This window comes from Lactococcus sp. EKM203L (genome assembly GCF_011800585.1).
Taxonomy (GTDB): Bacteria; Bacillota; Bacilli; order Lactobacillales; family Streptococcaceae; genus Lactococcus; species Lactococcus lactis.
In genome coordinates, this window is the sequence record NZ_JAALEQ010000003.1 from 92,511 (window position 1) to 118,120 (window position 25,610).

Annotated in this window: 30 protein-coding genes; 4 read left to right on the plus strand and 26 right to left on the minus strand. The window is 34.4% G+C overall.

From position 1 onward, the window contains the following. Positions 1-38: 38 nt before the first annotated feature. Both HFD15_RS06230 and HFD15_RS06235 read right to left on the minus strand, forming a co-directional pair. Positions 39-1,214, minus strand: a complete 1,176-nt coding sequence (locus HFD15_RS06230; RefSeq protein ID WP_017864425.1) for a DUF998 domain-containing protein — start codon at positions 1,212-1,214, stop codon at positions 39-41. Beyond that, positions 1,207-1,614, minus strand: a complete 408-nt coding sequence (locus HFD15_RS06235) for a DUF1934 domain-containing protein (protein ID WP_081042657.1) — start codon at positions 1,612-1,614, stop codon at positions 1,207-1,209. Before HFD15_RS06235 ends, HFD15_RS06230 begins: the two co-directional genes overlap by 8 nt. 168 nt (positions 1,615-1,782) lie before the next feature. On the opposite strand from HFD15_RS06235, the gene HFD15_RS06240 reads away from it, so the two are divergent. The 3 genes from HFD15_RS06240 (at position 1,783) to HFD15_RS06250 (ending at position 4,493) form a co-directional block, all read left to right on the plus strand. Beyond that, positions 1,783-3,144 carry an HD domain-containing protein gene (locus HFD15_RS06240; RefSeq protein WP_023189347.1) on the plus strand — a complete coding sequence of 454 codons (1,362 nt, stop codon included), beginning with the start codon at positions 1,783-1,785 and terminating at the stop codon, positions 3,142-3,144. Positions 3,145-3,190: 46 nt separating this feature from the next. Further along, positions 3,191-4,006, plus strand: a complete 816-nt coding sequence (gene yidA, locus HFD15_RS06245) for a sugar-phosphatase (RefSeq protein ID WP_167593437.1) — start codon at positions 3,191-3,193, stop codon at positions 4,004-4,006. Positions 4,007-4,127: 121 nt separating this feature from the next. Then, positions 4,128-4,493 (plus strand): iron-sulfur cluster biosynthesis family protein, encoded by a 366-nt coding sequence (locus HFD15_RS06250; RefSeq protein WP_003130630.1) that lies wholly within the window; start codon positions 4,128-4,130, stop codon positions 4,491-4,493. Between the two features lie 38 nt (positions 4,494-4,531). On the opposite strand, the gene HFD15_RS06255 is transcribed toward HFD15_RS06250, so the two are convergent. The 17 genes from HFD15_RS06255 to HFD15_RS06335 form a co-directional block, all read right to left on the minus strand. Continuing rightward, positions 4,532-5,305 carry a Nif3-like dinuclear metal center hexameric protein gene (locus tag HFD15_RS06255; RefSeq protein ID WP_058208408.1) on the minus strand — a complete coding sequence of 258 codons (774 nt, stop codon included), beginning with the start codon at positions 5,303-5,305 and terminating at the stop codon, positions 4,532-4,534. After that, a complete protein-coding gene (locus HFD15_RS06260; RefSeq protein WP_021722524.1) occupies positions 5,302-5,994 on the minus strand; it encodes a tRNA (adenine(22)-N(1))-methyltransferase TrmK in 693 nt (230 codons plus the stop codon). Before HFD15_RS06260 ends, HFD15_RS06255 begins: the two co-directional genes overlap by 4 nt. After that, on the minus strand, positions 5,987-6,643 hold the full coding sequence (gene nth, locus HFD15_RS06265) for an endonuclease III (protein ID WP_012897695.1): 657 nt from the start codon (positions 6,641-6,643) through the stop codon (positions 5,987-5,989). Before nth ends, HFD15_RS06260 begins: the two co-directional genes overlap by 8 nt. Positions 6,644-6,664: 21 nt before the next feature. Next, positions 6,665-7,333, minus strand: coding sequence for a DnaD domain-containing protein (locus tag HFD15_RS06270; RefSeq protein ID WP_058208407.1), 669 nt, complete (start codon positions 7,331-7,333; stop codon positions 6,665-6,667). A 407-nt stretch (positions 7,334-7,740) separates the two neighbouring features. Continuing rightward, complete coding sequence (locus tag HFD15_RS06275; RefSeq protein ID WP_058208438.1) at positions 7,741-9,012, minus strand: dihydroorotase; 1,272 nt, start codon at positions 9,010-9,012, stop codon at positions 7,741-7,743. 154 nt (positions 9,013-9,166) lie between these two features. Continuing rightward, positions 9,167-9,796: an orotate phosphoribosyltransferase gene (gene pyrE / locus HFD15_RS06280; protein ID WP_023189351.1), complete on the minus strand. Its 630-nt coding sequence runs from the start codon at positions 9,794-9,796 to the stop codon at positions 9,167-9,169. Positions 9,797-10,365: 569 nt separating this feature from the next. Continuing rightward, positions 10,366-10,527 (minus strand): hypothetical protein, encoded by a 162-nt coding sequence (locus HFD15_RS06290; RefSeq protein WP_161934618.1) that lies wholly within the window; start codon positions 10,525-10,527, stop codon positions 10,366-10,368. A gap of 64 nt (positions 10,528-10,591) precedes the next feature. Continuing rightward, the gene (locus tag HFD15_RS06295; protein ID WP_025017230.1) at positions 10,592-10,780 is read right to left on the minus strand and encodes a hypothetical protein; all 189 of its coding nucleotides are present in this window, start codon (positions 10,778-10,780) and stop codon (positions 10,592-10,594) included. Positions 10,781-10,813: 33 nt separating this feature from the next. Beyond that, positions 10,814-10,993, minus strand: coding sequence for a hypothetical protein (locus HFD15_RS06300; RefSeq protein WP_012897690.1), 180 nt, complete (start codon positions 10,991-10,993; stop codon positions 10,814-10,816). A 12-nt stretch (positions 10,994-11,005) separates the two neighbouring features. Then, positions 11,006-11,737: a hypothetical protein gene (locus tag HFD15_RS06305; protein WP_058208405.1), complete on the minus strand. Its 732-nt coding sequence runs from the start codon at positions 11,735-11,737 to the stop codon at positions 11,006-11,008. Between the two features lie 245 nt (positions 11,738-11,982). After that, positions 11,983-12,840 (minus strand): XRE/MutR family transcriptional regulator, encoded by an 858-nt coding sequence (locus HFD15_RS06310; RefSeq protein ID WP_039115325.1) that lies wholly within the window; start codon positions 12,838-12,840, stop codon positions 11,983-11,985. A 172-nt stretch (positions 12,841-13,012) separates the two neighbouring features. Beyond that, positions 13,013-13,198 (minus strand): hypothetical protein, encoded by a 186-nt coding sequence (locus HFD15_RS06315; RefSeq protein ID WP_058208404.1) that lies wholly within the window; start codon positions 13,196-13,198, stop codon positions 13,013-13,015. A 514-nt stretch (positions 13,199-13,712) separates the two neighbouring features. After that, positions 13,713-14,015 (minus strand): hypothetical protein, encoded by a 303-nt coding sequence (locus HFD15_RS06320; protein WP_225210391.1) that lies wholly within the window; start codon positions 14,013-14,015, stop codon positions 13,713-13,715. Between the two features lie 135 nt (positions 14,016-14,150). Further along, the gene (locus tag HFD15_RS14265) at positions 14,151-14,600 is read right to left on the minus strand and encodes a hypothetical protein (RefSeq protein ID WP_238785298.1); all 450 of its coding nucleotides are present in this window, start codon (positions 14,598-14,600) and stop codon (positions 14,151-14,153) included. A 54-nt stretch (positions 14,601-14,654) separates the two neighbouring features. After that, positions 14,655-14,879, minus strand: coding sequence for a hypothetical protein (locus HFD15_RS14270; protein ID WP_238785300.1), 225 nt, complete (start codon positions 14,877-14,879; stop codon positions 14,655-14,657). A 187-nt stretch (positions 14,880-15,066) separates the two neighbouring features. Beyond that, the gene (locus HFD15_RS06330) at positions 15,067-16,974 is read right to left on the minus strand and encodes an ABC-F family ATP-binding cassette domain-containing protein (protein ID WP_038601273.1); all 1,908 of its coding nucleotides are present in this window, start codon (positions 16,972-16,974) and stop codon (positions 15,067-15,069) included. Positions 16,975-17,150: 176 nt separating this feature from the next. Continuing rightward, positions 17,151-17,543, minus strand: a complete 393-nt coding sequence (locus tag HFD15_RS06335) for a Spx/MgsR family RNA polymerase-binding regulatory protein (RefSeq protein WP_012897687.1) — start codon at positions 17,541-17,543, stop codon at positions 17,151-17,153. A 224-nt stretch (positions 17,544-17,767) separates the two neighbouring features. Here HFD15_RS06335 and HFD15_RS06340 point away from each other — a divergent pair, with 224 nt between their 5' ends. Continuing rightward, positions 17,768-18,418, plus strand: a complete 651-nt coding sequence (locus HFD15_RS06340; RefSeq protein WP_021464703.1) for a redox-sensing transcriptional repressor Rex — start codon at positions 17,768-17,770, stop codon at positions 18,416-18,418. 87 nt (positions 18,419-18,505) lie between these two features. Here HFD15_RS06340 and radC read toward each other — a convergent pair whose 3' ends face one another. From radC to HFD15_RS06375, 7 genes are all read right to left on the minus strand, one after another. Then, on the minus strand, positions 18,506-19,186 hold the full coding sequence (radC, locus tag HFD15_RS06345) for a DNA repair protein RadC (protein ID WP_058208402.1): 681 nt from the start codon (positions 19,184-19,186) through the stop codon (positions 18,506-18,508). 130 nt (positions 19,187-19,316) lie between these two features. After that, on the minus strand, positions 19,317-21,134 hold the full coding sequence (glmS, locus tag HFD15_RS06350) for a glutamine--fructose-6-phosphate transaminase (isomerizing) (protein WP_167593439.1): 1,818 nt from the start codon (positions 21,132-21,134) through the stop codon (positions 19,317-19,319). Between the two features lie 180 nt (positions 21,135-21,314). Then, a complete protein-coding gene (locus HFD15_RS06355; protein WP_058208401.1) occupies positions 21,315-21,971 on the minus strand; it encodes a phosphatase PAP2 family protein in 657 nt (218 codons plus the stop codon). 6 nt (positions 21,972-21,977) lie between these two features. After that, positions 21,978-23,303, minus strand: coding sequence for a cell wall metabolism sensor histidine kinase WalK (locus HFD15_RS06360; protein WP_058208400.1), 1,326 nt, complete (start codon positions 23,301-23,303; stop codon positions 21,978-21,980). Between the two features lie 3 nt (positions 23,304-23,306). Continuing rightward, positions 23,307-23,822, minus strand: coding sequence for a DUF2127 domain-containing protein (locus HFD15_RS06365; RefSeq protein ID WP_023189363.1), 516 nt, complete (start codon positions 23,820-23,822; stop codon positions 23,307-23,309). A gap of 19 nt (positions 23,823-23,841) precedes the next feature. Continuing rightward, entirely contained in the window at positions 23,842-24,528 is a 687-nt protein-coding gene (locus HFD15_RS06370; protein ID WP_023164051.1) for a response regulator transcription factor, read from the minus strand. Between the two features lie 125 nt (positions 24,529-24,653). After that, positions 24,654-25,610, minus strand: a complete 957-nt coding sequence (locus HFD15_RS06375; protein WP_015426264.1) for a glycosyltransferase family 2 protein — start codon at positions 25,608-25,610, stop codon at positions 24,654-24,656.

Consider the following 25,610-nt stretch of genomic DNA (forward strand, 5'->3'; position numbering starts at 1 on the left):
TATATTATTATACTACTTCTTTTTCTACTTTTCAAGTCTTATTTTTCACTTTTTTCTTCTATAGAATTAAGCGAGACTTTATAAATCTTTTTCGTATTCCAAAGCATATTAATCAAAGTATTTACCAGTAAGAGTAACCAAGCAAAAGACAAGCTAAAAGAAAGAATTTCAAAAGCCGTTAATGTCAAATAATGAATAGGATGCCATAAAACATAAGAGATTAAGATAAGACCCACAATAAAATAAGACATACGATATAAATTTGGATCAGCATTTGGTAAAAACCAACGAATTCCTAGTATCGAAATAGCCATAAATAAGACTATTAATTGAGCAACAATGTCATGAGCAATATGCATCCAGCCTGGATCATTGGGAATTAATCCAACTAAAGCAATTGAAATAGCACAAAGTGTCAATAAAACTTGCAAGATATTTTGTCGATAATGACTGCCCGCTTTTTGCCTTAATGAAACAAAAATATAATCAATTAATGCTGCAAATAAGGCTGCCGAAACAATTAACGTCAGATTAAATTGCCAGCTTGAACGTGAAGCCTGAGTTCCAAGCAAACTAAAATTCCTTTGCCACCAGTACTGATTTCCATTGGTGGCCATACTTGAGACGAAACCACCAATAGAAACCACTAAAAGCATTGTTACCATCATATTAATCGAAAAAGTATCTACAACAAAAATCATGACATAATTAATGATTCCAGAAAAAATAGTAAAGATTAGGGTGGAAGTAAAGAGTCCAAAACTTACACCATAAAAAATTTGACCTAAAAACCAAAAAAGGCCCATCGATGCTAAAATGACGATAAGTAAAACAGATAAAGTGACTGTGGCAAATGTCCGCCAGTAACTTCTTTTGGTCATCTGTTTATAAAATTCTTTTCTGCGAGAGAAATAAGCAGAAATAAAAGTCAGCATCCCTATTGCATTAGCAATTGTAATAACCGCCGTTGCCAAAGATTCATTTCCAGAAAGCGCGATAACATGAGGATGCTTTAGGACAAAGGCAAAAATAATAAAGATAAATGCAGAAATAATCGTTGGAATAATAAACCACTTGGGCGCCTTATCTGATTTTCTGGCATTGATTTTTCGAATGGTAAAACTATCAGCCGCTAAATCGACGATTTCAATTTCTTCGTTTTCTTTAAGGTCTAATCGTTCATATATTTCTTTAGGTAGATGAATTTTATCCATTTGTTTCTCCTTCCACACTTTGCTCTCTCCAGTCAATTCTCAAATGATAATCGGCTATTTTTTGGGCACCTTGCGAAAGTTGGTAATTAATTTTAATTGTCCTGCTCTCATGATCAATGCTTAAAGCACTTGTCAGAATTGATAATTCTCCTAAACCTTCATATTCAGTTAAACCTGGAATTTCTGGATGAAAATGCATTTTGATAGGTCGCTTTGCAAAGCGGGTCATTATCACTTCTTTTTCATCAAATTTAAGTAAAACTTTTTCATTTGCAGCATTTTGATACTTGAGTAAGGTCTGATGTTCTCCTTTTTTCAACTCTCCCTGATATATTTCTTTGACCAACTCTTCTTGCTGGTCAATTCTAATTCTATTCCTAATTATAATTTCCATAATCATATTTTACTATAATTCCTTGAATATTAAAAACATAGTCTGTGCTAAAAACATTAAGGTGATGAGGGTCTGCATTTTAGGAGAAAATAGGGTATAATTAGTATAAAATAAGGGAAAATCTGATTTATTTTTAATAGAGAATAGACCTTAAATTCTAGAGGGGGTTTTATTTTGGAAAAAGTCTTTCGTGACCCAGTTCATGACTATATCACAGTGAATCATCCTGTAATTTCAGAATTGATTGATACTGCTGAATTCCAACGTTTAAGACGAATTAAACAACTTGGAACATCAAGCTTTACCTTCCATGGAGCTGAGCATACCCGTTTTTCTCATTGTTTGGGTGTTTACCACATTGCCAAAAGGATTACTGATTATTTTAGTCGGAATTTCCCTTTGGAATGGAATCCTGATGAGAATCTTTTAACTCAGTGTGCAGCCTTATTACACGATGTTGGACATGGTGCTTATTCACACACTTTTGAAGGTTTATTTAATACAGACCACGAGGCGGTCACTCGAGAAATAATTACTTCTCCTGATACAGAAATTAATGGAATTTTACGCAAAGTCTCTCCTGATTTTCCTGAAAAGGTAGCTTCTGTTATTTCTCATGAATATTCTAATCCTCAAGTTGTTCAATTGATTTCAAGTCAAATTGATGCTGACCGCATGGATTATCTCCTTAGAGATGCTTATTTTACTGGTGCTGTCTATGGACAATTTGATTTAACTTGGATTTTAAGAGTGATTGTTCCTACGGAAAATGGAATTGCTTTTAAGTACTCAGGAATGCATGCAGTTGAAGACTATATTGTCAGTCGATACCAAATGTATATGCAGGTTTATTTTCACGCTTCTTCACGCTCAATGGAAGTTTTACTGCAAAAGTTACTCGCACGTGCTAAGTTTTTATATGCCAGTCAGCCAGACTATTTTGCGATATCAAGTCCTTGTCTCGTTCCCTTTTTCGAGCAAAATCATAATTTACAAGATTATTTAAGACTTGATGATGGCGTTATGAACACTTATTTTCAAGTTTGGATGAGTCATGATGATGAAATTCTCGCTGATTTAGCTTCTGCTTATGTCAATCGTCATTTACTCAAATCAATTACTTTTGACCCCAAGACTGTAGAATTAGAAGATTTAGAAATTTTATCTTCTTTGGTTGAAGAAGCAGGCTTTAATCCTGACTATTACACTGGTATTCATAGTAATTATGATTTGCCTTATGATTTCTATCGACCAAGTTCTGAAAAACCGCGGACTGAAATTAATATTTTACAAAAAAATGGTTCGCTTACAGAGCTGTCAGTACTTTCTCCACTTATTAAAAGTTTGACAGGTACAATTCATGGAAATAGCCGATTCTATTTTCCAAAAATTATGCTAGAAAATCCTGAATTTACAAAGTATATTGTTAATGACAGCTTGGTGATTAATCAAAATTTTACTGACAGAAATTCTACTGCCTCTGAAAATACTGACGACTCTGTCAGTAAACAATTATCACTTGATGACAACCTATAATTGCTAAATATTTAATAAATTGAAAGAAATAGAAAGAGAAATTCTTATGATTAAACTTGTTGCTATTGACCTTGACGGAACTTTACTTGACCCTAATCGCCAAATTACTGCCGAAGTAAAAACGGCTGTTAAAAAAGCTAAAGCGGCTGGCGTTAAAATGGTCATTACAACTGGCCGACCTTTACCTGGTGTTGTTGATATTCTAAAAGCACTTGAATTAACTGACCAAAGTGATTATGTTATTACTTATAATGGTGGGTTGGTTCAGCGAGCAACTGGTGAAGAATTTATCAAAGAAACTTTGAGTTCTGAAGATTGGCTTGACTTAGATGCTGCTGCTCGTAAAATCGGACTGCCGATTCACGCAATCACTCGCGAGGGAATCTATACTCCAAATCACGATGTCGGAAGATATACTGTCCAAGAAGCCCAAATGGTTAAAATGCCACTTTATATTCGCCAACCCGAAGATATTGCTGCTTTAGAAATTGCTAAAGTAATGATGGTTGATGAACCGGCGGCTCTTGATGACGGAATTGCATACCTTCCCTTTGAATTCTTTGAACGATATAATGTAGTGAAATCAACACCGTTTTATTTAGAATTCATGAATAAAAAAGCAAGTAAAGGGTCAGCAGTTCAACATTTGGCTGAGAAACTTTCTTTTGACTTGGATGAAGTAATGGCTATTGGAGATGAAGAAAATGACCGTTCAATGCTTGAAGTTGCAGGTTGTCCTGTTGTGATGGAAAACGGAAAATCGGAATTGAAAAAAATTGCTAAATATGTAACTAAATCAAATGCTAAATCAGGCGTTGCTTATGCGATTAATGAATGGGTTTTAAAAGATTACCAAGATTAATTAAAAATTTATGAGCATTATTGTTCCCTACTGAACTTTTTAGCGTTATAATATAAGTGTAAAAAGATAACAAATAGATGAATTTACAAGTCATCACTTGATATATAGTGGAGGTAATAAGATGAAAATTACATTTGATGAAAAAACAGCTGATAAAATTAAAGCATTTGGTGATGTTGATTTAGTTTTTGATTTTGACCATACTTTAAGTGAAGTCAATACTGAAGTTGACGCTTGTGCTGGTGGAATTTCTCGCTATCGTATTGTTGCCGTAGAAAAAGGAAATGTTCCTGAAGTCTTTGATGCAAGTATTGATTCTGAATTTGGACCAATTTATTATAAAGGTTATGGTTCTTACTTCTTCCAAGATGAAATGTCTACCAAAATCAATCCTTCATATAATTTGATTGAATTGCGTAGTACAGCTGAATTGCTCAGCCCTAACCTTTTAATCGTTGACTTCCGTGGTAAACAAAAAGCTAGCTAATTAGTTCCAACCAAAAAGACCCTCCAAGAGGGTCTTTTTTATATGTCATAAAATGGATTTGTCTTTTCTTGGCTTTCATAAATCTTGACACCCATATCAAAAGAACGAAGCTTGTCAGCAACTAATCCAATAAAAGCATGCTCAATATAATGACCAGGGTCTATTCCTAATAAACCAGCTGAAAGCATATCATGACCAACATGATAATAAATATCTCCTGTTATGTAAATATCTGCCTTTTTTTCCAAAGCTTTAGGCCATAATTTTCCACCTGAACCGCCACAAATTGCAAGTCTTCGAATTTTTTGAGTCAAATTATGGTCATAAGTGATAAGACGTAATCTATCTAAGCCAAATGCTGATTTCACTTTTTCTGTCAGCACTGATAATTCTGTCAGTTCAATGTTTCCAACACGGCCCAATCCTTCTTCGCCATCTAGCACTTCAATATCAGTCATTCCAAGTAACTGACTGAAATAATCATTTAAACCACCAGTAACCACATCAATATTTGTATGGCTGGTATAAACAGCAATTCCAGCTCGCGCCAAGTCCAAAACTAATTTTTCCTGATCATTCATTGAAGTCAATGCAGAAAGGGGGCGGAAAATCAAAGGATGTTTAGCAATAATCAGATCCACACCCAGCGCTTTTGCTTCTGCCACTGTTTGCTCACGAATATCCAAGGTTACCAAAACTTTTGTTAGTTCATCGTTTGGGTTCCCAACTTGTAAACCTACAGGATCACCTTCAACAGCTAATTCTTTGGGGCAAAATTTTTCGTATTCAAGCATAAAATCAGAAATTTTCATCGAAGCACTTCCTCAATTCTCGCAATTTGATTTAAAACCTCTTGACGTTTTTCAGCTTGTTCTTCAGGCAAACGAGCAATAATTTTATTCAAAGTATTTAATTCCTTTTGCCATTTTTGTTGAAAAACAGTTGATTTTTCTTTAGATAAAAAAGGGCCAAATGTTAAATCATTTACTGACAACTTTTCTGTCATTAATTTTGAGAGTGGTTCGGCAACAATAATCTCGTAAAACTTACCAGCCTCCAATAAAATCTCTTCTTTTTTAATGACAAATTGATGATTCACTAACCACTGACGGAGGCTTTCCTCATGATTATTAGGCTGCAAAATCAAACGTTTAACATGGCCTAACTTTTCTTTACCTGCCTCTAAAATTTCGGAAATTAATATTCCTCCCATACCAGCAATCACGATTGTATCAATCTTGTCAGTATTTTCAATAGCACCTAAGCCATTGGCCAATCGAACCTCAATCCGATCACTTAAATCAGCTTCTGATACATGATTTTTAGCAATTTCAAAAGGCCCTTTAACTACTTCTCCCGCTACCGCAAAATCAATCACCAATTTTTGCATCAAATAAGTTGGTAAATAAGCATGGTCTGAGCCGATATCAGCAAGTCTTGCTCCATTATCAACATAGTCAGCTACTGCTTTTAAACGTTTTGAAAGTTTAATTTCATTCATTTTTTAAATATTTCTTTCCAAATTTACAATAATCTAAAACAGGACAGTCTGCACATTTCGGCTTTTTGGCTGTACAATGATAACGCCCAAAGAAAATGAGATGGTGATGTGCTTGTACCCATTTTTCTTGCGGAATCAGCTTCATCAACTTTTCTTCAACTTCTAAAACTGTTGCTTTTTGGGGAACGATATCCAAACGTTTAGAAACTCGTTCAACATGTGTATCAACCGCAATCCCCGGAATTCCGTAGGCTTCTGCTAAAACAACGTTTGCTGTTTTTCGACCCACCCCCGGTAAAGTTTGTAAAACCTTTTTATCCTTTGGCAAATCAGGCAAAAGGTCCCCAAAGTCGGTCACTAACATCTGTGATGTCCGTAAAATATTTTTAGCTTTAGTCTTGTAAAGACCAATTGTCCGAATCAGCTTCTCAATTTCTTCCACTTTTGCCTGTGACATTGTTTGTGCATCTGGAAAAGCGGCAAAAAGAGCCGGCGTTGCCTTATTAACTCCTTTGTCAGTTGCTTGGGCAGATAAAATCGTCGCAATCAATAGTTGAAAAGGAGTTTCCCACTCTAATTCTCCGTGAGCTTGCGGGAACATGTCTTCAATAATTTCTAAAGCTTCAAGATATCTTTTTTTACTTAACATCGTGCACGTCCATTATCTCTATTAACTATTCCATGGTCCATCCAAAGGAATATAAAAATCTTCTTGTGGTTTCTTTCTCTTAGCTTCTTCGCGTTCCATTTGTCGACTCTCAATCGCTTGAAGAGAATTCACCCCATCATTTTTCCAATTTCGTAAAATAGCTTTAATGTAATTTAAAGATACCTTACGATTGAGGACTGCTTCACGCAAAGCTTGTTTAATCAACGAAAAGTCATAACCATCTTCAAACAGCCAAGCTCTCAATTCTTCCATTTGTACAGGAGAAATCATGCCCATTTCTGCTTCAAACATGCTAACTAATTCTTTAAGCTGCCCCTCTTCTTGAACTTTTTCATTCTCTGGAGTTGAACTCGCAACAGCACCACCCAAAATTTCATCTAAGTGCTTAAAGGCCGGGCTAATATCAAAGAAAGTTTCCATTTCTCCATCAATTTCAATTAAAGTCACCTTCATTGCTCCAAATTTGGACAGATTATCAATGGCCTGATTGACCTCCGATAATTTTTTACCTGTTTTATCAGCAATTTCACTAGGTGCAATATCTTGATTTTCAAAAAAGTATAGCCAAATCAAAAAATCAAAAGCAGAAGGGAAAAGCTTACTAAAATGTGCTAAAATCACATTTGGTAAGACAAGATGCCCTTTGCTATATTCATCGTAATAATTCATAGAACTATTATAGCATATCGCGTCATTATGGTTCAATGAACTTCACATAAAAACTACTTAAATCAGTTAAACTTTAGAAAATTTTTAATCAATTATTTTATACTATTTAATTTCAGAGCTTAATTTCCTAAAGTAATTATTTTCTTCAATTACATTTTTGTAAGAATTTAGCAAGCAAATCCTTGATATACTATACTTATAAACAAAAGGACATTTGAAAGGAAATAAACAATGAAAACACAAACAGAAAAAATTACTCAAAAAGTAGAAAATGAAAAATCAATCAAAGATAATTTAGAAATTATCCACTCACTTAATGACTTACTCTACAACGGTTCTTTATACTGATGTAAAGTAACACAAAAAAAGGACCTATGAAAATTAATTTCTTATGGTCCTTTTTTTTATTATTTCGCTTGATAGACTATTTTTCCATCACATATTGTATATTTGACTTGCCCTTGAACTTTCTGTTTAATAAATGGAGAATTGGTCGCTTTGGAGTCAAATGTTTCACCGACCTGATAGTCATTTTCAGCGTCAAAAACGACGAGGTCAGCTGGTCCATTTTCTGCGAGGTAACCTGCATCAAAATTATAAAGTTTAGCTGGATTAACGGTCATTTTTGTCAGTAATTCACTGAGTGTCAAATGGCCTTTTGCGACTAAGTTTGTCAAGCCAAGTTGCAATGAAGTTTCTAATCCAATCATTCCTGAAGGCGCCTTATCAAGGCTGACATTTTTCTCTTCATGAGTATGAGGGGCATGGTCTGTGGCGATGACATCAATCGTTCCATCTTTCAATCCCTCAACTATTTTATCGATATCAGCAGTTCTACGCAATGGTGGGTTGAGTTTAGCATTTGTCCCCTGCTCAAAAATCATTTGTTCTGTAATCGAAAAATGTTGTGGAGTCACTTCTGCTGTGATTTTTGCTCCTAAATTTTTGGCAAATCGCACCACTTCAACAGATTCTCCAGCTGATAAATGTTGAATGTGCAAGCGAGCGCCTGTTTCGTAAGCAATCATGGCATCACGCGCCATCATGCTGTATTCTGAAACAGTCGGTGCCCCTGTGAAGCCACATTTATGAGCCACTTCGCCATCATTCACTCCTAAAGTTCCAATCAAATTTGGATCTTCTTCATGAATTGAAATCAGGCTGTCAGTTAATTTCGCTTTTTGCAGAGCTTTACGTAAAACGCCAGCATCTGTCAGTGGAATACCATCATCAGAAAAGCCGATTGCTCCTGCTTTAATGAGTTCATCAAAATCTGTTAAATGCTCTCCATCAAAATCTTGCGTAATTGACCCAACTGCATCAATCTTAATATCTTCTTTGTCAGCAATTTCTAAAGTTTCTGTCAGTACTTTTGGCGTAGATAAAATAGGTTTTGTATTTGCCATCATAACTACTCTTGTAAAACCACCAGCCGCAGCTGATTTTGCACCGCTATGAATCGTTTCTTTATGTGTTTGTCCTGGTTCACGAAAATGAACATGAACATCAATTAAACCAGGGGCAACGACTAATCCCCTTGCATCAACAATTTCTGCATTTTCTACTGACAAATTTAAGCCGATTTTTACTATCTTGTCATTTTCAATCAGAATATCTAACACTTCATCTCGATTTGATTTGGGGTCAACAAGTCGTCCATTTTTAATTAATAAAGTCATTTTCTTCCTTTCATAAATTACTGACAGAACAATCAGCTTTGCTGACTTGTTCATTTATCCTCCGATTCAATGTCTCCTTTTGGTCGCATTGAACTGACAGCTGTTCCAGAACCTAATTATTTACTGACAGGCTCTTTGAATTTCTGTCAGTAAATTAATTTTGCCAAGTTTCTTGATTTTCTTTGAACTTTTTAAGTAATTCTAATTCTTTTTTTGTCACATAACCCGTTTCTTTAGCAATTTCAATCAACTCAGAATAAGTTGTCAATGTGGCTAATTTAACACCAGCATCAGCAAATTTACTGTTCGCTTTTTCTAATTCATAAGTGAAAATTGCAACCACACCAAGAACATCAGCACCTTCACGTTCTGCGGCTGCAACAGCTTCTAAAACAGAACCACCAGTCGAAATCAAATCTTCAACCACAACCATTTTTTGGCCTTTTGCCACACGTCCCTCAACCTGATTTCCTGCTCCATGGTCTTTTGGTTTGCTACGAATATAAGCAAATGGTAATTTAAGATAGTCAGCAATAATTGCACCATGAGGAATTCCTGCTGTAGCAGTTCCTGCAATGACTTCAACTTCTGGAAATTCCGCTTTAATCAATTCTGCAAAAGCACCTTCGATTTGGCTTCTAACTTCCGGATAAGCTAAGGTCACCCGATTATCAGTATATATTGGCGACTTAATTCCTGAAGCCCAAGTAAAAGGTTGACTTGGTGAAAGACTGACCGCTTTAATTTCTAATAAATCTGCAGCAATGGCTTTTGATATTGACATAATTTCTCCTTCTAGTTTACTGACAGAACCATCAGCAAAGCTGACAGTTCATTTTTCTACCGATTCAATAATTCCCTTTGGTCATGAACTACGGTAGCGAGTATAGATAACGTGCAACCCAATCCTGGTAGTTGTCAGCAATAAAAAACACTTGCCAAGAATCCTAGCAAGTGTAAAAAGTATCAAAACAAATTCATTTTTACTGACAGAAAATTCTGTCAGTAAAAATAGAATCAATTTTTCCTGATTTCAACCTTGCTAGCCTCTCTGGACTAGTTTAAAAGTTATATTGTTTATTAGTTTAACAAACTTGAGCCAGATTTGCAAGTCTTATTTTTTCGACTTATGATAATTGGAATCAAAAAACATTGTAATAATATTGAATGCAACCATAGATAAACCAACCCATTTCATTTTATTATCAGCCGAATAGTTTGTATAAAAATACCAAGCCAAAACCATAAAAATAAATCTTAAGATAACATCTGCTAAAAATATAAATTTTTTCATTAAATTCCCTCAATGATTGAAAGCAAATTCTACGTCCATAAGCTCTTTTCTCTTTTCTTTTATTTAGATTTCCTATAAGCTTTAACTGCTTCTGGTATGATAATAAGAAGCAGAACAGCAATATAAAATATTTGTACTAAAATATTTTGATGAAAGAAAAATATACTTATGCTTGCACTTATCACAAGCACTCCTTTAAAAATTGGTAAGATTCTTTTCATAGCTAAACCTCCAAATGCTTATTGGAATCGAACCATTTCTATCACCCCTCAGCCCTAACCCCTATCATTTATTTCTATGAAAAGTTTGCATGATAAGACTTAAAATGCTAAGAATTACTGCAATACTTGCAAAAATATATTTAAGTATGCTATGGCCATTTGGAAAAATAAAAATTAAAACACCGAGTATTACGGCAAATATACTACTCAGATATTGTACGATTCTTATACTCTTTTTAGTAATCATTGCCATTCAAACCCCCAGACTCCTCCACTGAAATCTTAGTTATTTTCTCAAACTCTTATCAAAGAAAGTTGAAACTAAAACAAACAGTGCAATTACAAACCCTAAAATATAACCAATGCTCCATTTCTCGGAATTGTTAATTAGAATAGCACCACCTAAAAATAAAATTGTACGAACGAGAGCTATAGCAACAAATCTTTTCTTGTTATTATTTTTCATCATAAACCTCCTTCATTGCCATCCCCACTTAGTTGGAATAAGTCCCCAGTCAATCCAGATTCCTCCATTAACACTTGACATCCAACCACAAGCTGCAGCGGCTGATGCTGCCAATTTAACCACCCAAGTTGTTGGCATCCAAATCGTCGCAATTGAAACAGATGTAGGACCATACTTCAAAATTTTATTTACATCATTTTTACTTAAAAACAAACGCACACCATACCAGTGAAATTCAACTTTTGTTACTCCTACATGTTTAGTAGCCATAGAAGTAGCAGAATTCTTCAAAGTCGTTGGGTTTTCAGCTAAAATAATGGAATTTCCTTTTTGAACAACCTTAACATCAATATCAGATTTTTCGATTTTTTGAGCTCCAACGATAAGTTGTTGATTTGCAATTTTAACTGATTCATTTAATTTATTTATTTCTTCACCACTTGTATTTTGAGGTAACACATTATGATTTACAACATATTTCCCATTTAAAAGAGATATAGCATTATCAAAACGATTGATAAAGTATTGATTAATTTGACCATTATTCGTCGTTGGCGTAGTTGGTTGGCTTACTGTCAACAAGTCAATATCACCAGAATAGTTTGAAACTTGATTTACATTTTTAGCTTCGAGTTTTTGTGATGAAACCTTATTGTGTGTAGATTGGGCAAGCCCAAGACTTCCACCCGTTACGAGTAAAATTGTTAGACTTGAAAATACTAGATTATTTTTTAAATGTGACATATTTTTTCTCCTTTTTGAGATGCGGTGCAAATCAATAGAGATTTTGCATCACTGCTACGGTGACATTTCTTCTTTCAAGATTTTTAATCTCCTTTTACCATTCTGAGTGAGCGACACTCAAGATTCATGAATCATTTTCTAAAATGATTATATCAAATCAAAATGCCCCAAAAGGCCTTTTCCGAAATCTCGGAAAAATTTTTTATAAAAAATAAAAAGGGAACTCAAATCCCTTTTATATCTCACTAGTTTTTTACAGATTCATCAAATATTTTTTGATAATAAGCCTTCATCTCTGGCAAACCCAATTCATCAAAAAGACGGATAGAACTCTCCATTTTAGCTTTCCCATCGACAGTTTTGCCTGATTGATGAAGCAATAAGCCAAGAGTAAAGCGAGACATATTACGGCAAAATAAATCCTTTTTATAAGGTATTAAAGCAATATTAACATCTTCCAAGAGTTTTTGAGCAATGGAATATTTATTCTCACTAATATACTTTACAGCTGCTCGGCAAACAATTTGGACAATTTTTTCCCGATATTTTTTAACTTTGAGATAATGCAAATTTTCTTTCCAAAAGTCTTTCATCAAAGAGAGAGTCAAACGGGTATTCAAGTGTTCTACAACAAACGAAAGAATACTTAACTCAAAATATGACCAAACTTCGATATTAAACATTAAATCAGTAACTTCAACTTCTTCTCGCTCTGTCAATCCATAAAGCAAATTTTGAGTCGCTAGAAATATCATTCGATTTCCTTGTTCATTATCATATTTTCCAGCTTCACTATTAATCGCTTTTAATTTTACAGTATCTTGCATATAATTCGCATCTTCAATTTCATCACAAATCTCAACAAAATAATCAGAATGGTAATTGTTAAAAAAATATTCAAACTCAGAAACCTCAATATGCATTAATTCTAAAGCTGCATCTAATTTATCAAATCTAAGAATAGACTTTCCACTTTCAAAATCTGACAGTGATGATTTTGACAAACCTACTTTTTCAAAGTCAGTTAATCTAAAGTTTCGTTGTGTTCGTAAATCATAGAAAATTTCTCCCATCAAAGAGATTGTTCTATTGCTTTTTACCATTCCACATTCCAGCATTTCAATTTATTTTGATTAAATTGTACTACTTTTTAACAAAAAAGCAATGATTGTTTCGCTTTATTTAAATATAGGATTTTTAGATTACAAAATAAAAAACGCAAAGCTTTCAAGCTTCGCGTTTTAGCATATTTACACTAAATTCTCTTCACAATACTTACAAATTTTCTAATTCTTCCATCGCTTCTAAAAGAGTCATTTCTATCTCATCTTTTTCATCACTAAAGAGGTCAATTTCAGCTTGTAATTCTCCTAATTTAACAAAATCAGCGGTATTTTCTTGCATTTCCAATAATAGAGCTGCAATTTTTGCTTCCAAATTGGATAAAAACAAAATTGTCACAAAACGGAGTTGCCCTGTCGAAAAGTAATAGATGTCTTAAAAAGAAAATTCACACTCGAAATTTTATCAGAAATCCTTGATGGAAATTTTCTCTCCGGTTCAATTGATGAGCAATTCTTCTAGTGAAATTTTTTGTGAATACCACAAATATATCTTTTCACGGTCAAATATTGTAAGATGAGTATAGGGATTATTCATCATTTCTGCAGTTTTCAATAGTCTAACAAAACTTATTATACTGGATTTTATAAATTATCTTTTTTTGTTGCAGTTAAATTATAAATTCAAGTTATAAAAATCCCTTTCTTATTAATTAGAAAAGGGTATTCTGGATTCAATATTCTTGCCTAAGTGTGCCAACTAACTTCTTTTTGTTTACGCAAGATGTTGTGTAGCTTATTGCGTAAATTCTTGTGTCTCAAAATTCAGGACAGATAAAAAAGCCTGCACATCACAAAGTGCAGGCTTTCTGAGGGTGTTTCATTAAAATATAGATTTGCATTTTTTCTGTTCTTTATTGATTCTTATCGTCTTGAATCATTTGTCTCACCCAAACTACGACTAGCACAATACCCACAAGAACAAGCAGACCCCAAACGAGTACATTGAGATTGAAGACCACTTTTTGTTGCCAGAGGATGAGTAGCGGAAGCCCAAAGATAATAAGACTAATGAAAGTCGTCAAAATGCGTTCTTGTTTTCTGATTGCTCCTGTTAGCAGGCCAAGCACTAAGACGCCGAAAAAGGTGTAGCTCAGGTTAGATGCGGTAATTTCAATCGTATGGCTTCCAGATAAAACTTTTGGAAGTGCAGCCAATCTGGGGACGAAAATCGCCCCAGCAATCCCAAATAGAGATGTAATAAGGTGTTTTTTTCCATATCATTCTGTTTTCCATTCTGTATATGTGATATTTTGAGCGACTAACCCGTTTTTGAAGGAAGTATCCTTTTTTCAACGTTGATACAGGCCAATCCAACCATTATGATTTTTATCTAAGTAGTTTGCAATTCTATCCCCAAAACCTGCCGTATTCAAAGCGAGTCCCGCAATAAAACCGTTGGCTACTTTAGCACTAACTCTAAAAATAGTCGCAAGCTTGCTGACTACGGCTTGAGGGCCTACCCAATCCAGGGTAAAAGCTAATGCACTCTTCCCAATCGCAATATTCGTGTATTTCCATGAGCCATAGGTTACTTTCACTGTTTGGATGTTTGAGTTTCCAACTCCTAAAGGGACTTCCGCAACTTTGGTGTCATACTTTTTGCTTACCGTGTTATAAACGGTCTTGGTTAAAATCAATTTATTGCCTTCATTAACTAAGGTGTTGCTTTCATTAGTATTTGTGTTGGTTGTTTCAACTGCAACAACTACCCCATTATTCTTTTCCGAAACTGTCGTCACTTTTTCGTTGCTTGATTTTTGAACCTGGGTGTCTGTGTCCCTTCGTCCAGCTGCTTAGTCAAAAGCTGATGTAGCTTGCTTTTTGTCAACATTCGCAAGAACTTGAATGTTTTGGTTATCCGACCGATTTAATTCTGAGTAATTTGAAATTGTCAAATTTATTGTCGGTTTACTAGAAACTTGTGGTGTTTTTTCAAATAATCTTCCCGTGCTCCAGCCAATACCGATCAACAGCAGCAAACTGCTCGAAATCAATACCTTTGATTTTAAATTTAACATAAGAATTCTCCTTTCTTGATTTGAGTGAGCGACACTCATTATTCATGAATCATTTTCTAAACTGATTATATCAAATCAAAATGTCCGAAAAGACTTTTTCCGAAATCTCGGAATTTTTTTGATAAAAAAACGCAAAGCTTTCAAGCTTCGCGTTTTAGCTATTTACACTAAATTCTCTTCACAACACTTACAAATTTTCCAATTCTTCCATCGCTTCTAAAAGAGTCATTTCTATCTCATCTTTTTCATCATTAAAGAGGTCAATTTCAGCTTGTAATTCTCCTAATTTAACAAAATCAGCGGTATTTTCTTGCATTTCCAATAATAGAGCTGCAATTTTTGCTTCCAAATCGGCTAGTTTCTCTTCACAAGCCTTGATTTCGCGCTCTACTTTACGTCGATTCTTTTGAGCTTCTTTCTGAGCTGTAAAATCTTGTTGAGCTAAACTTTCTATCGGCTCCCCATTTTCTGAAGAATTACTCTCAGCTTGTACTTCTTCTTTTTTCTCGACATAATAATCATAATCTCCCAAAAATTCTGTACTTCCTTCGGGAGCAATTTCTAAAACTTTGGTAGCTACTCTATTGATGAAATAGCGGTCATGAGAAACAAACAAGATTGTTCCTGGAAAATCAATCAAAGCATTCTCCAAGACCTCACGTGAATCAATATCCAAGTGATTGGTTGGTTCATCTAAAACTAAAAAGTTATCGTGATCCATTGCTAATTTAGCAAGTAAAAGACGGGCTTTTTCACCACCCGAAAGCATCCCAACCGTTTTCTTTACATCATCTCCACTAAAAAGAAAGGCTCCAAGCATATTGCGAATTTCAACTTCATTAAGTAAGCGATGCTCATTCCATAATTCGTCTAAGACAGTATTGGAAGCTGTCAATCTTCCTTGTTCTTGGTCATAATATCCCAAAGTAACATTGGCACCCAATTTTGCTTGACCTGCTAAAAATGGAATCTGTCCAACAATTGACTTAATCAATGTTGTCTTACCTACTCCATTTGGTCCAACAATAGCAAGGGACTCACCTTTACGCTCGTCAATGTTAATCGGACCAGAGAGACGGTTATCTTCATAACCTACCGTTGCTTCTGAAACGGTTAAAACAACATTTCCAGACGTTTTTTCAGGAGTAAAAGTAACATTGGCCGATTTATCATCACTTGTTGGTGCGTCTAAACGCTCCATTTTCTCCAACTTTTTACGACGCGATTGCGCCATTTTAGTCGTCGAAGCCCGAACTAAATTTCTGGCAACATAGTCCTCTAATTTAGCAATTTCTTTTTGTTGTTTTTCAAAATTTTTGAGTTCTAACAAGAGTTTTTGCTCTCTTTGTTCAACATAGCGAGAATAATTTCCAGAAAAACGAGTCAATTCTCCTCTAGATAATTCTAAGACTTCATTAACCACTTTATCCAAAAAGTAGCGGTCATGACTGACAATTAATAAACTACCTTCGTAATTTTTAAGGTAATTTTCAAGCCAAGCTAAAGTTTCAATATCCAAGTGGTTAGTTGGTTCATCCAAAATCAAAAGTTGTGGTCTTTCAAGCAACATCTTAGCAAGAGCCAAACGTGTTTTTTGTCCCCCCGATAAACTTGAAATTTCTCTTTCCCACATTGTTTCATCAAAGCGAAAACCATTTAAGACAGACTTGATTTCCGATTCATAAGTAAATCCATTTTTCATCCGAAATTCTTCTGATAAAGCATCGTAACGTTTCATCAAAGCTGTCAATTCATCCCCAGCAAGTTCTCCCATTTGCAATTCCATCTGGCGCAATTGTTTTTCCATTTGGCGAAGCGAATCAAAAACAGAGAGCATTTCGGCAAATATTGTCCTTGAGGAATTCAGCCCAGTATCTTGCGCTAAATAATTCATTGTCAAATCTTTGGTCTTGGATACAGTTCCGCGACTCGCTTCTTCAACTCCAGCAATAATTTTAAGCAAGGTTGACTTACCAGCTCCATTTCGGCCAACTAGGGCAATTCTTGAATGGTCTTGTAAACTAAAATTGATATTTTCAAATAAAACATCGCCACCAAAAGTGCGTGCAATTCCATTCCCTTGCAGTAAAATCATGATATTTATCCTCTTCGTTAAATCTCAAAGCATATTTTTAATACTTCGTTTTTCCTTTTCATATGATAGAAAAGCAGTCCTTCTATTATAGCATTTAAGGCAAGCTTTTTGTAGTTCTTCCAAATTTTTGAAATTAAAAAGCTTACCAAATCTGATAAGCTAAAATAAAATTAATATTAGACTAAAATTAATCTTTCACGCAATTCAATTCTCCTAACTTCTGGTGGAATAAACGCTCTGATTCCATCCTCGTTAAAACCAATCAATAGACAGTCCTCGTCAAAAATTAATGGTCGTTTTAGAAGACGTGGATTTTCCTGAATTAATTTAAATGCTTTTTCTAGTCCTAATTCATCGAAATTATAATTTAAAGATGCATATGTTTTCCCTCGGGTCGCAATTATATCCTCAAATCCGTTTTCAGTCAAGGATAAAATTTTGATTAAATCATCTTTTTCCATAACATCTTTTGATAAATTAATTTCTTCAAATTCAATGTGATGTTTACGTAACCATTTTTTAGCTTTTCTACAAGATGAACATGAACCACTAAGATAAATTTTAATCATATTTTCTCCCTATCTATTTTTTCATATTTCTATTCTAACATGAAAGCGCCTTAATTCAAAGGGTAAAATAAATATTTTTTTAGAATTATAATCAATTTCTCATTTTGCGTGAATATTCCATTCCTTTTGTTTGATAATTTCACAAATTTTTGATAAAATTATCACAAAGAAACTAAATATTAATTAGTTTTAATAAAATCGAATTAAATTTTTGAGGTATAACAATGACTGATCATAAACCAAGCAAAAGCTTGCCTAAAGCAACTGCTAAACGACTGCCACAGTACTATCGACTGTTCAAAAGTCTTGTCGAAGAAAATGTGACACGCACAAACTCACAACTTATTTCAGAAAAAATTGGAGTAGATGCTGCCACAATTCGCCGAGATTTCTCTTTATTTGGCGAATTAGGCCGACGTGGATACGGCTATGAAACGAAAGTGCTCCGTGATTTCTTTGGAGAACTTCTTGGCCAAGACCAAGAAACGCATATCGCTCTGATTGGTGTCGGAAATCTCGGTCGTGCATTACTTCATTATCAATTCCAAGATAGAAACAAAATGAGAATCACGCAAGCCTATGATATTTCTGGCAATCCCTTAGTTGGAACACAAACGGATGATGGAATTCCAATTTATAATATTTCTGATTTAGAAAAAAATGTTAAAAAATCGGATATCAAAACAGCAATTCTCTCTGTTCGCAAAGAAAATGCCCAAGAAGTTGTTGACACTCTAGTCAAAGCTGGTATCAAAGGTTTCCTAAACTTTGCCCCAATTCGTTTGAAAGTCCCTTCAGATGTGGTTGTTCAATCAATTGACTTAACTAAGGAGCTGCAAACACTACTATTTTTCATGGGAGCTCAAGAAAACTAAATTAGTACAAAATAAAAGAACAGTTTTTATTGACTGTTCTTTTTCTTTTCTTTATAGTTGAGAAGTGATTGTTTGTTATATAATCCTTCATTTTCTGATCTCTTCTTCCCGAAAACTAAAATAATTACCAGCCCCTACAATAATATGGTCAATAAAATTGATCCCCACATCCTCGCAAGATTTTTTTATTTTGGTAGTAAATATTTTATCAGCTTGACTTGGTTTTAAATTTCCTGAGGGATGATTATGTGCAACTAACAGTCCTACTGAGAGATTTTTTATTGCATGATAAAGAATTTCTCTAGGGCTTGCAGTTGCATGATTAACCGCCCCTATAAAAATTGTCTTTTTTTCAATAATTTTATTTTGGCCATCTAAATAAGTCGCCACAAGATGCTCTTGCTCAAAATTTTGCATTTCAAAAGCAAGACTCAAGCCATATTCTTTGGAACTCAAAACTTGACCGTAACGTTTTCTATTAGTGGTCTGTATCCTTTTTCCAAATTCAATCATTGCTCGAATTTCAATGGATTTCGCCAGTCCAATGCCTGAAATTTCTCTGAGTTCATTAATCGAAGCTTTGCGCAAATTATCCAAAGTTTCAAAATGTTGAAGAATTTCCAAGGCCAAATTTAATGATGAGTATTTTTTTGTCCCTGTTCGCAATAATATCGCTAACAGCTCAACATCAGACAAGCACTCTTCTCCTAAAAATTCTAAGCGTTCCCTAGGTTGCATCGGATACGGATTTTCTCTTAGTTCATACATACTATTATATACGGAAAAATCTGGTCTTTGTAACTGACAAAAGATTAATTAACCAAAAAAGTTCTGATGAATCTCAGAACTTTTTATTTTTAGTTATCATTTTACTGACAGAAATTTCTGTCAGTAACTTTTATTCAACTGTTACTGCTTTAGCTAAATTACGTGGTTTATCAACATCAAGTCCACGTTGCATTGACGCATAATAAGCAATTAACTGTGTTGGAATAACCATTGAAATTGCTGACAAATAAGGATGAACTTGGTTGACAACAATTGTATCATCTTCACGAGCCACTCCTTCTTCAACAATTGTGATAGCTGAGGCTCCACGAGCCACTGTTTCCATTACATTTCCACGAGTATGAGCTGCTACTTCTTCATTATTAGAAATTAAAGCAAGTACTGGAGTTCCTTTTTCAATCAATGAAATCGTTCCATGTTTTAATTCTCCAGCAGCAAATCCTTCACATTGAATATAAGAAATTTCTTTTAATTTGAGAGAAGCTTCCATTGCTACATAATAATCTTGTTTTCGACCAATATAGAAGGCATTGCGAGTAGTTGGCAATAAGTCAGCTACAATTGCTGCAATTTCATCCTTTTCAGATAAAGTGGCTTCAATTGATTGAGCAACTAAAGACAATTCTTTACCTAAATCAAATTCTTTTGCTTTAACTTCCCCTTCAGCCTCACCAACTGCCTTTGCAAGAAAAGCCAAAGTTGCAATTTGTCCTGTATATGCTTTGGTTGAAGCAACTGCAATTTCTGGTCCAGCACCGATTAACATTGTATAAGTTGCTTCGCGTGACAAAGTAGAACCGGGAACATTTGTAACTGTTAAGCTTGGAAGTCCTAATTCATTTACTTTTACTAAAACCTGACGGCTGTCAGCCGTTTCACCAGACTGTGAAAGGAAAATAAAGAATGGTTTTTGGCTCAGCAAAGGCATATCATAGCCCCATTCTGAAGCAAGACCAAGTTCAACCGGTGTATTTGTCAAAGACTCAAGCATCATTTTTGCCCCAAAACCTGCATGATAAGACGTTCCGGCGGCAATAATATAAATACGATCAGCCTCTTGAATTCCTTTGATAATGTCTTGATCAACTTTCATTGTTCCATCTTCATTTGCATAAGTCGCAATGAGTTTACGCATAACTGCGGGTTGCTCATCAATTTCTTTGAGCATGTAGAAAGGATAAGTTCCTTTTCCAATGTCAGATAAATCAAGTTCAGCTGTGTATGACTCACGTGAAAGTACATTACCTTCGTAATCCATAACTGTAACATTATCTTTTGTTAACACAACAAGCTCTTTATCGTGAATTTCCATAAATTCAGACGTTTCACGAATCATCGCCATAGCATCTGAGCAGACCATGTTGTAGCCTTCGCCAAGGCCGATTAATAATGGTGATTTATTTTTGGCAACATAAATCACTTCTGCATCTTCGCTATCCATAAGAGCAAAGGCATAAGAACCTTTAATTAAGCTTAGAGCTTTTTTGAATGCTTCAAGTGTTGATAGTCCTTCTTCTTCAGCAAATTTAGCAATTAAATGAACCGCAATTTCAGTATCGGTTTGTCCTTTAAAAGTATCATTCATCAAAAATTCGTTTTTAAGTTCAACAAAATTTTCAATCACACCATTATGTACTAAAATAAAGCGACCTGATGTCGAAGTATGTGGATGAGCATTTTCTTCCGTTGGTTTACCATGAGTAGCCCAACGTGTGTGACCAATGCCGGCTGTTCCTGAAACATCAATCCCTAACTTTCCTCTTAAGTCTGCAATACGTCCGACAGATTTAACTAATTTTGCTGCTGTTTCTTGACCATTTACAAAAATACCTGCTGAATCATAACCACGATATTCAAGTTTTTCTAGTCCTTGCATCAAAATATCAGTTGCATTTTTACTACCTACAACACCAACAATCCCACACATAATAAAGCTCCATTTAACTCACCTTTAAAATTGGTATAGTTAATTATTTTTCTAATATTTATTTATAAATAGCATTATATTACACTTATTTGTCGTTGTCAAGTATAAAACTTCTAATAAAACTCAAAAAGACGATAATTGGTATAATTTATTTTCAACATTAATAAAAACCAATTGATATCAATTGGTTTTTTTAGATTTTTCTTGATACTTAATATATGTGGGGTAAGTAAGTAATAGAATACTAATTCCTTCGAGAAATCCGCCGATTGTATCACTTGGATAATGTACCCCTACAAAAATTCTTGAAAACATTACTAATGCAATTAATATAATACATAAAATGCCTAATAAAATTTTAGAAGAACGATTTTTAAGTTTTCCTAGACAGATAAAGAAAATACTTCCAAAAATAATTGTTGCAAAAATGGAATGTCCGCTTGGAAAACTTTTCCCAGCTTCATTGGCAAAAGCCGCTAACCGATGAATATCAGGACGTTCTCGACCAATAATTACTTTAATAACAGTATTTAAAGCAAGGCTTAAAACAACTGTTGTCGCAAACCAGATTGTCGCTTCTTTCTGTTTAAAGAGAAGATATAAAACCAAAGCAAGTAGAGCTGCGACAATTATTCCACCTTTATCTCCAAAAATATTTGTCATATGAGAGAAAAAGTAAGTGAGTCCTGAAGAGCTTTGTAAATGAAAAGCCCAAGTTTGAATTGGTCGATCAAAAGGAAATGGACCATGAGTAAAATCAATTTTAACAAAGAGCGCTAAAATTAAAAAGGCAAGGGTGGTAATAACACCCGAAATATAATAGATTTTTTTATTCATAATTAATTAGTTTTCTATAGACTCCATTAGGAGATGAAAAGTTGACCCTTTCGGAGAATTATTTGAAACAAAGACTTTGGCATCATTCAATTGTGCATATTCCTTCGCAATTGCCAAACCAAGTCCTGTTCCAGGAATTTCACTTGAACGAGATTTATCAATTCGATAAAATCGTTCAAAAATATTATCTTTTTCTTCTTCTGGAACGCCAATACCTTCGTCAGCAACCTGAAAATCAACTTGATGATTTTCCAAAGTAATATTTATTGTAATTTCTGAGTTGGAAGGTGAATATTTTCCAGCATTTTCAAGAAAGATAATAATAATTTTGTATAGCGCCATTTTATCCATGCTGACAAATAAATCTGTTTGGATATCAAAGTTTATTTTTTGTCTTAGCGCGAGTTGAATTTCACTGACCACTTTGTCAGTAAATTTACTTAAGTTAATTCTTTCTTTTTTTATTTCTAAATTATTTCCTCTAGAAATGGTCAGTAAATTTTCGATTAAAACTTTCATTCTCATTGATTCTTCATCAATATAAGAAAGTGACTCATCAACAATTTCCGGATGTTCATGCCAACGTCTTTTGAGTAAATTCACATGTCCGCGAATTGCAGCAACTGGCGTTCTTAGCTCATGTGAAGCATCCGAGACAAATTGTTGCTCATTTTCAATTTTTTGATTCAGTCGATTGAGCAAACGATTGAAACTTTGACTTAACTGATGAACTTCAAGAGGATTTTTACTGACAGGAACTTGTTTAACATCCTTTCCATCAGTTGCCACCACAATATCTGTCAAAGGCTGACTAATCGTTCTGGCTGCTTTTTGAATTAAAATCAAAGCAAGGAAAAAGAGGAAAATCATGACAGCAATAATAACTAATATAGCTCTAATCATCGATTTAACTACAACATTTATATTCAACCATAATTCGGCTTTGGTTCCATTTTTAGAAGTTTTTGAACTATATAAAAAGATATCATCTCTTAATAGACTAAAATTTCCCCAAGATTTTCGTGATTTTAAAAAATTTGTTGTTCCTTGACTCTCTTCTCTTTGACCTGAAGGACTTGTCAGTCGAACAAATGTAGCTTTTTCGTCTTTTTCACTATCAAGTTTAAATTCATCCCAATTCACTTGCCCATTAGTTGCTGCCGTTTGAACGGAATTTAAAAGTGCCGCTCCCTCACTCTTACGGATTTGTAAACTTGTAAATGCAACAATTCCGGAAACAATGATTGTAATCAACAGACTAAAAATTAAGAAAATACGGACAAAAGTATCGGTAATAATTTTGGCACTTGTTTTTGATTCTATTTCTTTCATTCGCTAATTTACTTTACTATTTTTTAAGGAAGAGTATGAGCCCTCTTTTGAAATATGTGCTTTTAACTTACGGTATTCTAATAAGGTTAAAATAATCATCAATACGTCAACCGCACATAAAACGAGCATTGAAATTGACCCATGATTAAAAAATTCAAAGATTTGATAAAGAATAAAACCAACTAAAAGTAATATTGATAAGGGGTATGACCATAGAATCTTTTTCCAGAGCAGAGCCAACGTCACCAACTTTAGTGCACCATGTAAAAGTAAATATACAATAGCAAATAAAGTAGCATCATTGGTCAGCCTTTCTCCTGCATTTGTAATCATCGTAGAGAACGAGCTTAGAGAAATAGCCAGTGCAAGATGGTGAATAGTTGCTTTAATTAAATCAAGTGGAACAAAGATTAAAAGTAAACCTGATATAAATTCAACAAAAGCAAAAATACTTTTACCCAGAAGCATTGTGTTAAAACTAACATCTAATAATTCTTCTTTATTTTTCACTTTATTCATGGCTACCTCTTTTCCTCTCTCAGTTTTCGTTATTTAAACGATAACCTATACCACGAACGGTTTCAATGAGAGATTTATGATTTGGCAAATCAATTTTAGCACGAAGGTAGCGAACATAAGCATCCACGGTATTTTCCTGACCGTCAAAATCCATGCCCCATACATCATCCAAAATATCTGCTCGACTTACCACTATACCACGATGTTCTAAAAAATAGCTTAACAAAGAAAATTCTCTTTGGGTCAAATTGACTGTTTTACCAGCCACTTCTGTTGTATGAGCACTTAAATCAACTTTTAAGTAATCAAGTTCATAAACCTTGGAAGAAGAATTTGACCATTTCCTAAAAATCAACCTCAGCCGAGCCAATAGCTCCTCAATTTCAAAAGGTTTAGTAATATAATCATCTGCTCCCGCATCAAGACCGGCGACTTTATCCCCAATATAATCACGCGCTGTCAAGAAGATAATTGGTGTATCAGGCTGAATTTTTTTCATTCGACGTAACACTGTCAAGCCATCTAATTTTGGAATCATCCAATCAAGCAAAACAACATCAATAGCAGGCTTAGCAGTTTCAAATATTTCCAAAGCAGAAAGGCCATCAAAAGCGGTTGAAACTTGATAATCTTCAAAAATCAACTCTTTTTTGACATAATCAGATAGACTCGGTTCGTCTTCAACAATCAAAACATGGTAGCTCATTTGGCACCTCGCCTTTCTTTAATTGCAAATGTAATCAAAAATTTTTATTTACTTGCTCATTATAACAAGCTTAAAACAAAAAAACCATACGGTTTTTCTGAATAATTAATGATAATTTATCATTTTTAATCTTCGTTAATGAAGTCTTCAATCAAATAACGAGGACGTTGTTTAACTTCCAAGAAGATTTTTCCGATATATTCACCAATTACACCTAGAGCTAATAGATTAGCCCCACCAAATCCAACAATAGCCAGCATTGTCGAAGCCCAACCTGCAACGTCAGAACCATTAATAAAATGGCGAGCAATAATATAAATTGCTCCTACAATAGCTAGCAAAAACCAAATTAAACCAATCCAAAAAATCAAACGCATCGGTGCAGCTGATGTTGAAGTAATTCCATCCAGCGCAAAACTAATCATTTTTTTCAAAGGATACTTACTTTCACCGGCAAAACGTTCTCCACGTTTATAATAAACGATATCAGATTTATAGCCAACCAAAGGAACCATTCCTCTTAAGAAGAGATTTTGTTCAGGAAATTGAGCTAAACCGTCAAGGGCACGGCGACTCATTAAACGAAAATCAGCATGATTAGGAACACTTTGGCTCCCCAAACCTTGCATTAATTTATAAAAAGCTCCAGCAGTTCTTCTTTTGAAAACTGTATCAGTGTCCCGATTATCCCGTACACCATAAACGATATCACAGTTCTCATTTTCAAATTTTTCAAGCATTTCATCAATTGCATTAATATCATCTTGCAAATCTGCATCCATTGAAATAACGCAATCTGCTAAATTTCTCACGGTCATTAAACCAGCGAGCAAAGCATTTTGATGTCCTCGATTTCTCGAGAGATTAATCCCACTAAACATCGGATTTTCATTATGTTTTTCTTGAATTTTTTCCCAAGTCTTATCTTTTGAGCCATCATTAACATAGACAACTCTACTTTTTGGACTAATAATATTATTTGAAATCAATTGTTCATATTTAGCCTTGAGACGTTCGGAAGTTTCATCAAGTACCAGTTCTTCATTGTAACATGGCACGACCATATAAAGAATCTTAGTCAT

Coding starts and splice junctions, on each gene's coding strand:
- HFD15_RS06335 (WP_012897687.1), bottom strand. CDS start 17,543: ATGATTAAAATTTATCTTAGTGGTTCATGTTCATCTTGTAGAAAAGCT.
- radC (WP_058208402.1), bottom strand. CDS start 19,186: ATGTATGAACTAAGAGAAAATCCGTATCCGATGCAACCTAGGGAACGC.
- HFD15_RS06295 (WP_025017230.1), bottom strand. CDS start 10,780: ATGGCAATGATTACTAAAAAGAGTATAAGAATCGTACAATATCTGAGT.
- HFD15_RS06300 (WP_012897690.1), bottom strand. CDS start 10,993: ATGAAAAATAATAACAAGAAAAGATTTGTTGCTATAGCTCTCGTTCGT.
- HFD15_RS06235 (WP_081042657.1), bottom strand. CDS start 1,614: ATGATTATGGAAATTATAATTAGGAATAGAATTAGAATTGACCAGCAA.
- HFD15_RS06355 (WP_058208401.1), bottom strand. CDS start 21,971: ATGAATAAAAAAATCTATTATATTTCGGGTGTTATTACCACCCTTGCC.
- HFD15_RS06340 (WP_021464703.1), top strand. CDS start 17,768: ATGACTGATCATAAACCAAGCAAAAGCTTGCCTAAAGCAACTGCTAAA.
- HFD15_RS06260 (WP_021722524.1), bottom strand. CDS start 5,994: ATGAATGAAATTAAACTTTCAAAACGTTTAAAAGCAGTAGCTGACTAT.
- HFD15_RS06270 (WP_058208407.1), bottom strand. CDS start 7,333: ATGAATTATTACGATGAATATAGCAAAGGGCATCTTGTCTTACCAAAT.
- HFD15_RS06370 (WP_023164051.1), bottom strand. CDS start 24,528: ATGAGCTACCATGTTTTGATTGTTGAAGACGAACCGAGTCTATCTGAT.
- nth (WP_012897695.1), bottom strand. CDS start 6,643: ATGTTAAGTAAAAAAAGATATCTTGAAGCTTTAGAAATTATTGAAGAC.
- HFD15_RS06275 (WP_058208438.1), bottom strand. CDS start 9,012: ATGACTTTATTAATTAAAAATGGACGACTTGTTGACCCCAAATCAAAT.
- HFD15_RS06375 (WP_015426264.1), bottom strand. CDS start 25,610: ATGACTAAGATTCTTTATATGGTCGTGCCATGTTACAATGAAGAACTG.
- HFD15_RS06310 (WP_039115325.1), bottom strand. CDS start 12,840: ATGGTAAAAAGCAATAGAACAATCTCTTTGATGGGAGAAATTTTCTAT.
- HFD15_RS06360 (WP_058208400.1), bottom strand. CDS start 23,303: ATGAAAGAAATAGAATCAAAAACAAGTGCCAAAATTATTACCGATACT.
- HFD15_RS14270 (WP_238785300.1), bottom strand. CDS start 14,879: ATGTTAAATTTAAAATCAAAGGTATTGATTTCGAGCAGTTTGCTGCTG.
- HFD15_RS06255 (WP_058208408.1), bottom strand. CDS start 5,305: ATGAAAATTTCTGATTTTATGCTTGAATACGAAAAATTTTGCCCCAAA.
- HFD15_RS06230 (WP_017864425.1), bottom strand. CDS start 1,214: ATGGATAAAATTCATCTACCTAAAGAAATATATGAACGATTAGACCTT.
- HFD15_RS06365 (WP_023189363.1), bottom strand. CDS start 23,822: ATGAATAAAGTGAAAAATAAAGAAGAATTATTAGATGTTAGTTTTAAC.
- glmS (WP_167593439.1), bottom strand. CDS start 21,134: ATGTGTGGGATTGTTGGTGTTGTAGGTAGTAAAAATGCAACTGATATT.
- HFD15_RS06290 (WP_161934618.1), bottom strand. CDS start 10,527: ATGAAAAGAATCTTACCAATTTTTAAAGGAGTGCTTGTGATAAGTGCA.
- pyrE (WP_023189351.1), bottom strand. CDS start 9,796: ATGTCAATATCAAAAGCCATTGCTGCAGATTTATTAGAAATTAAAGCG.
- HFD15_RS06250 (WP_003130630.1), top strand. CDS start 4,128: ATGAAAATTACATTTGATGAAAAAACAGCTGATAAAATTAAAGCATTT.
- HFD15_RS06305 (WP_058208405.1), bottom strand. CDS start 11,737: ATGTCACATTTAAAAAATAATCTAGTATTTTCAAGTCTAACAATTTTA.
- yidA (WP_167593437.1), top strand. CDS start 3,191: ATGATTAAACTTGTTGCTATTGACCTTGACGGAACTTTACTTGACCCT.
- HFD15_RS06330 (WP_038601273.1), bottom strand. CDS start 16,974: ATGATTTTACTGCAAGGGAATGGAATTGCACGCACTTTTGGTGGCGAT.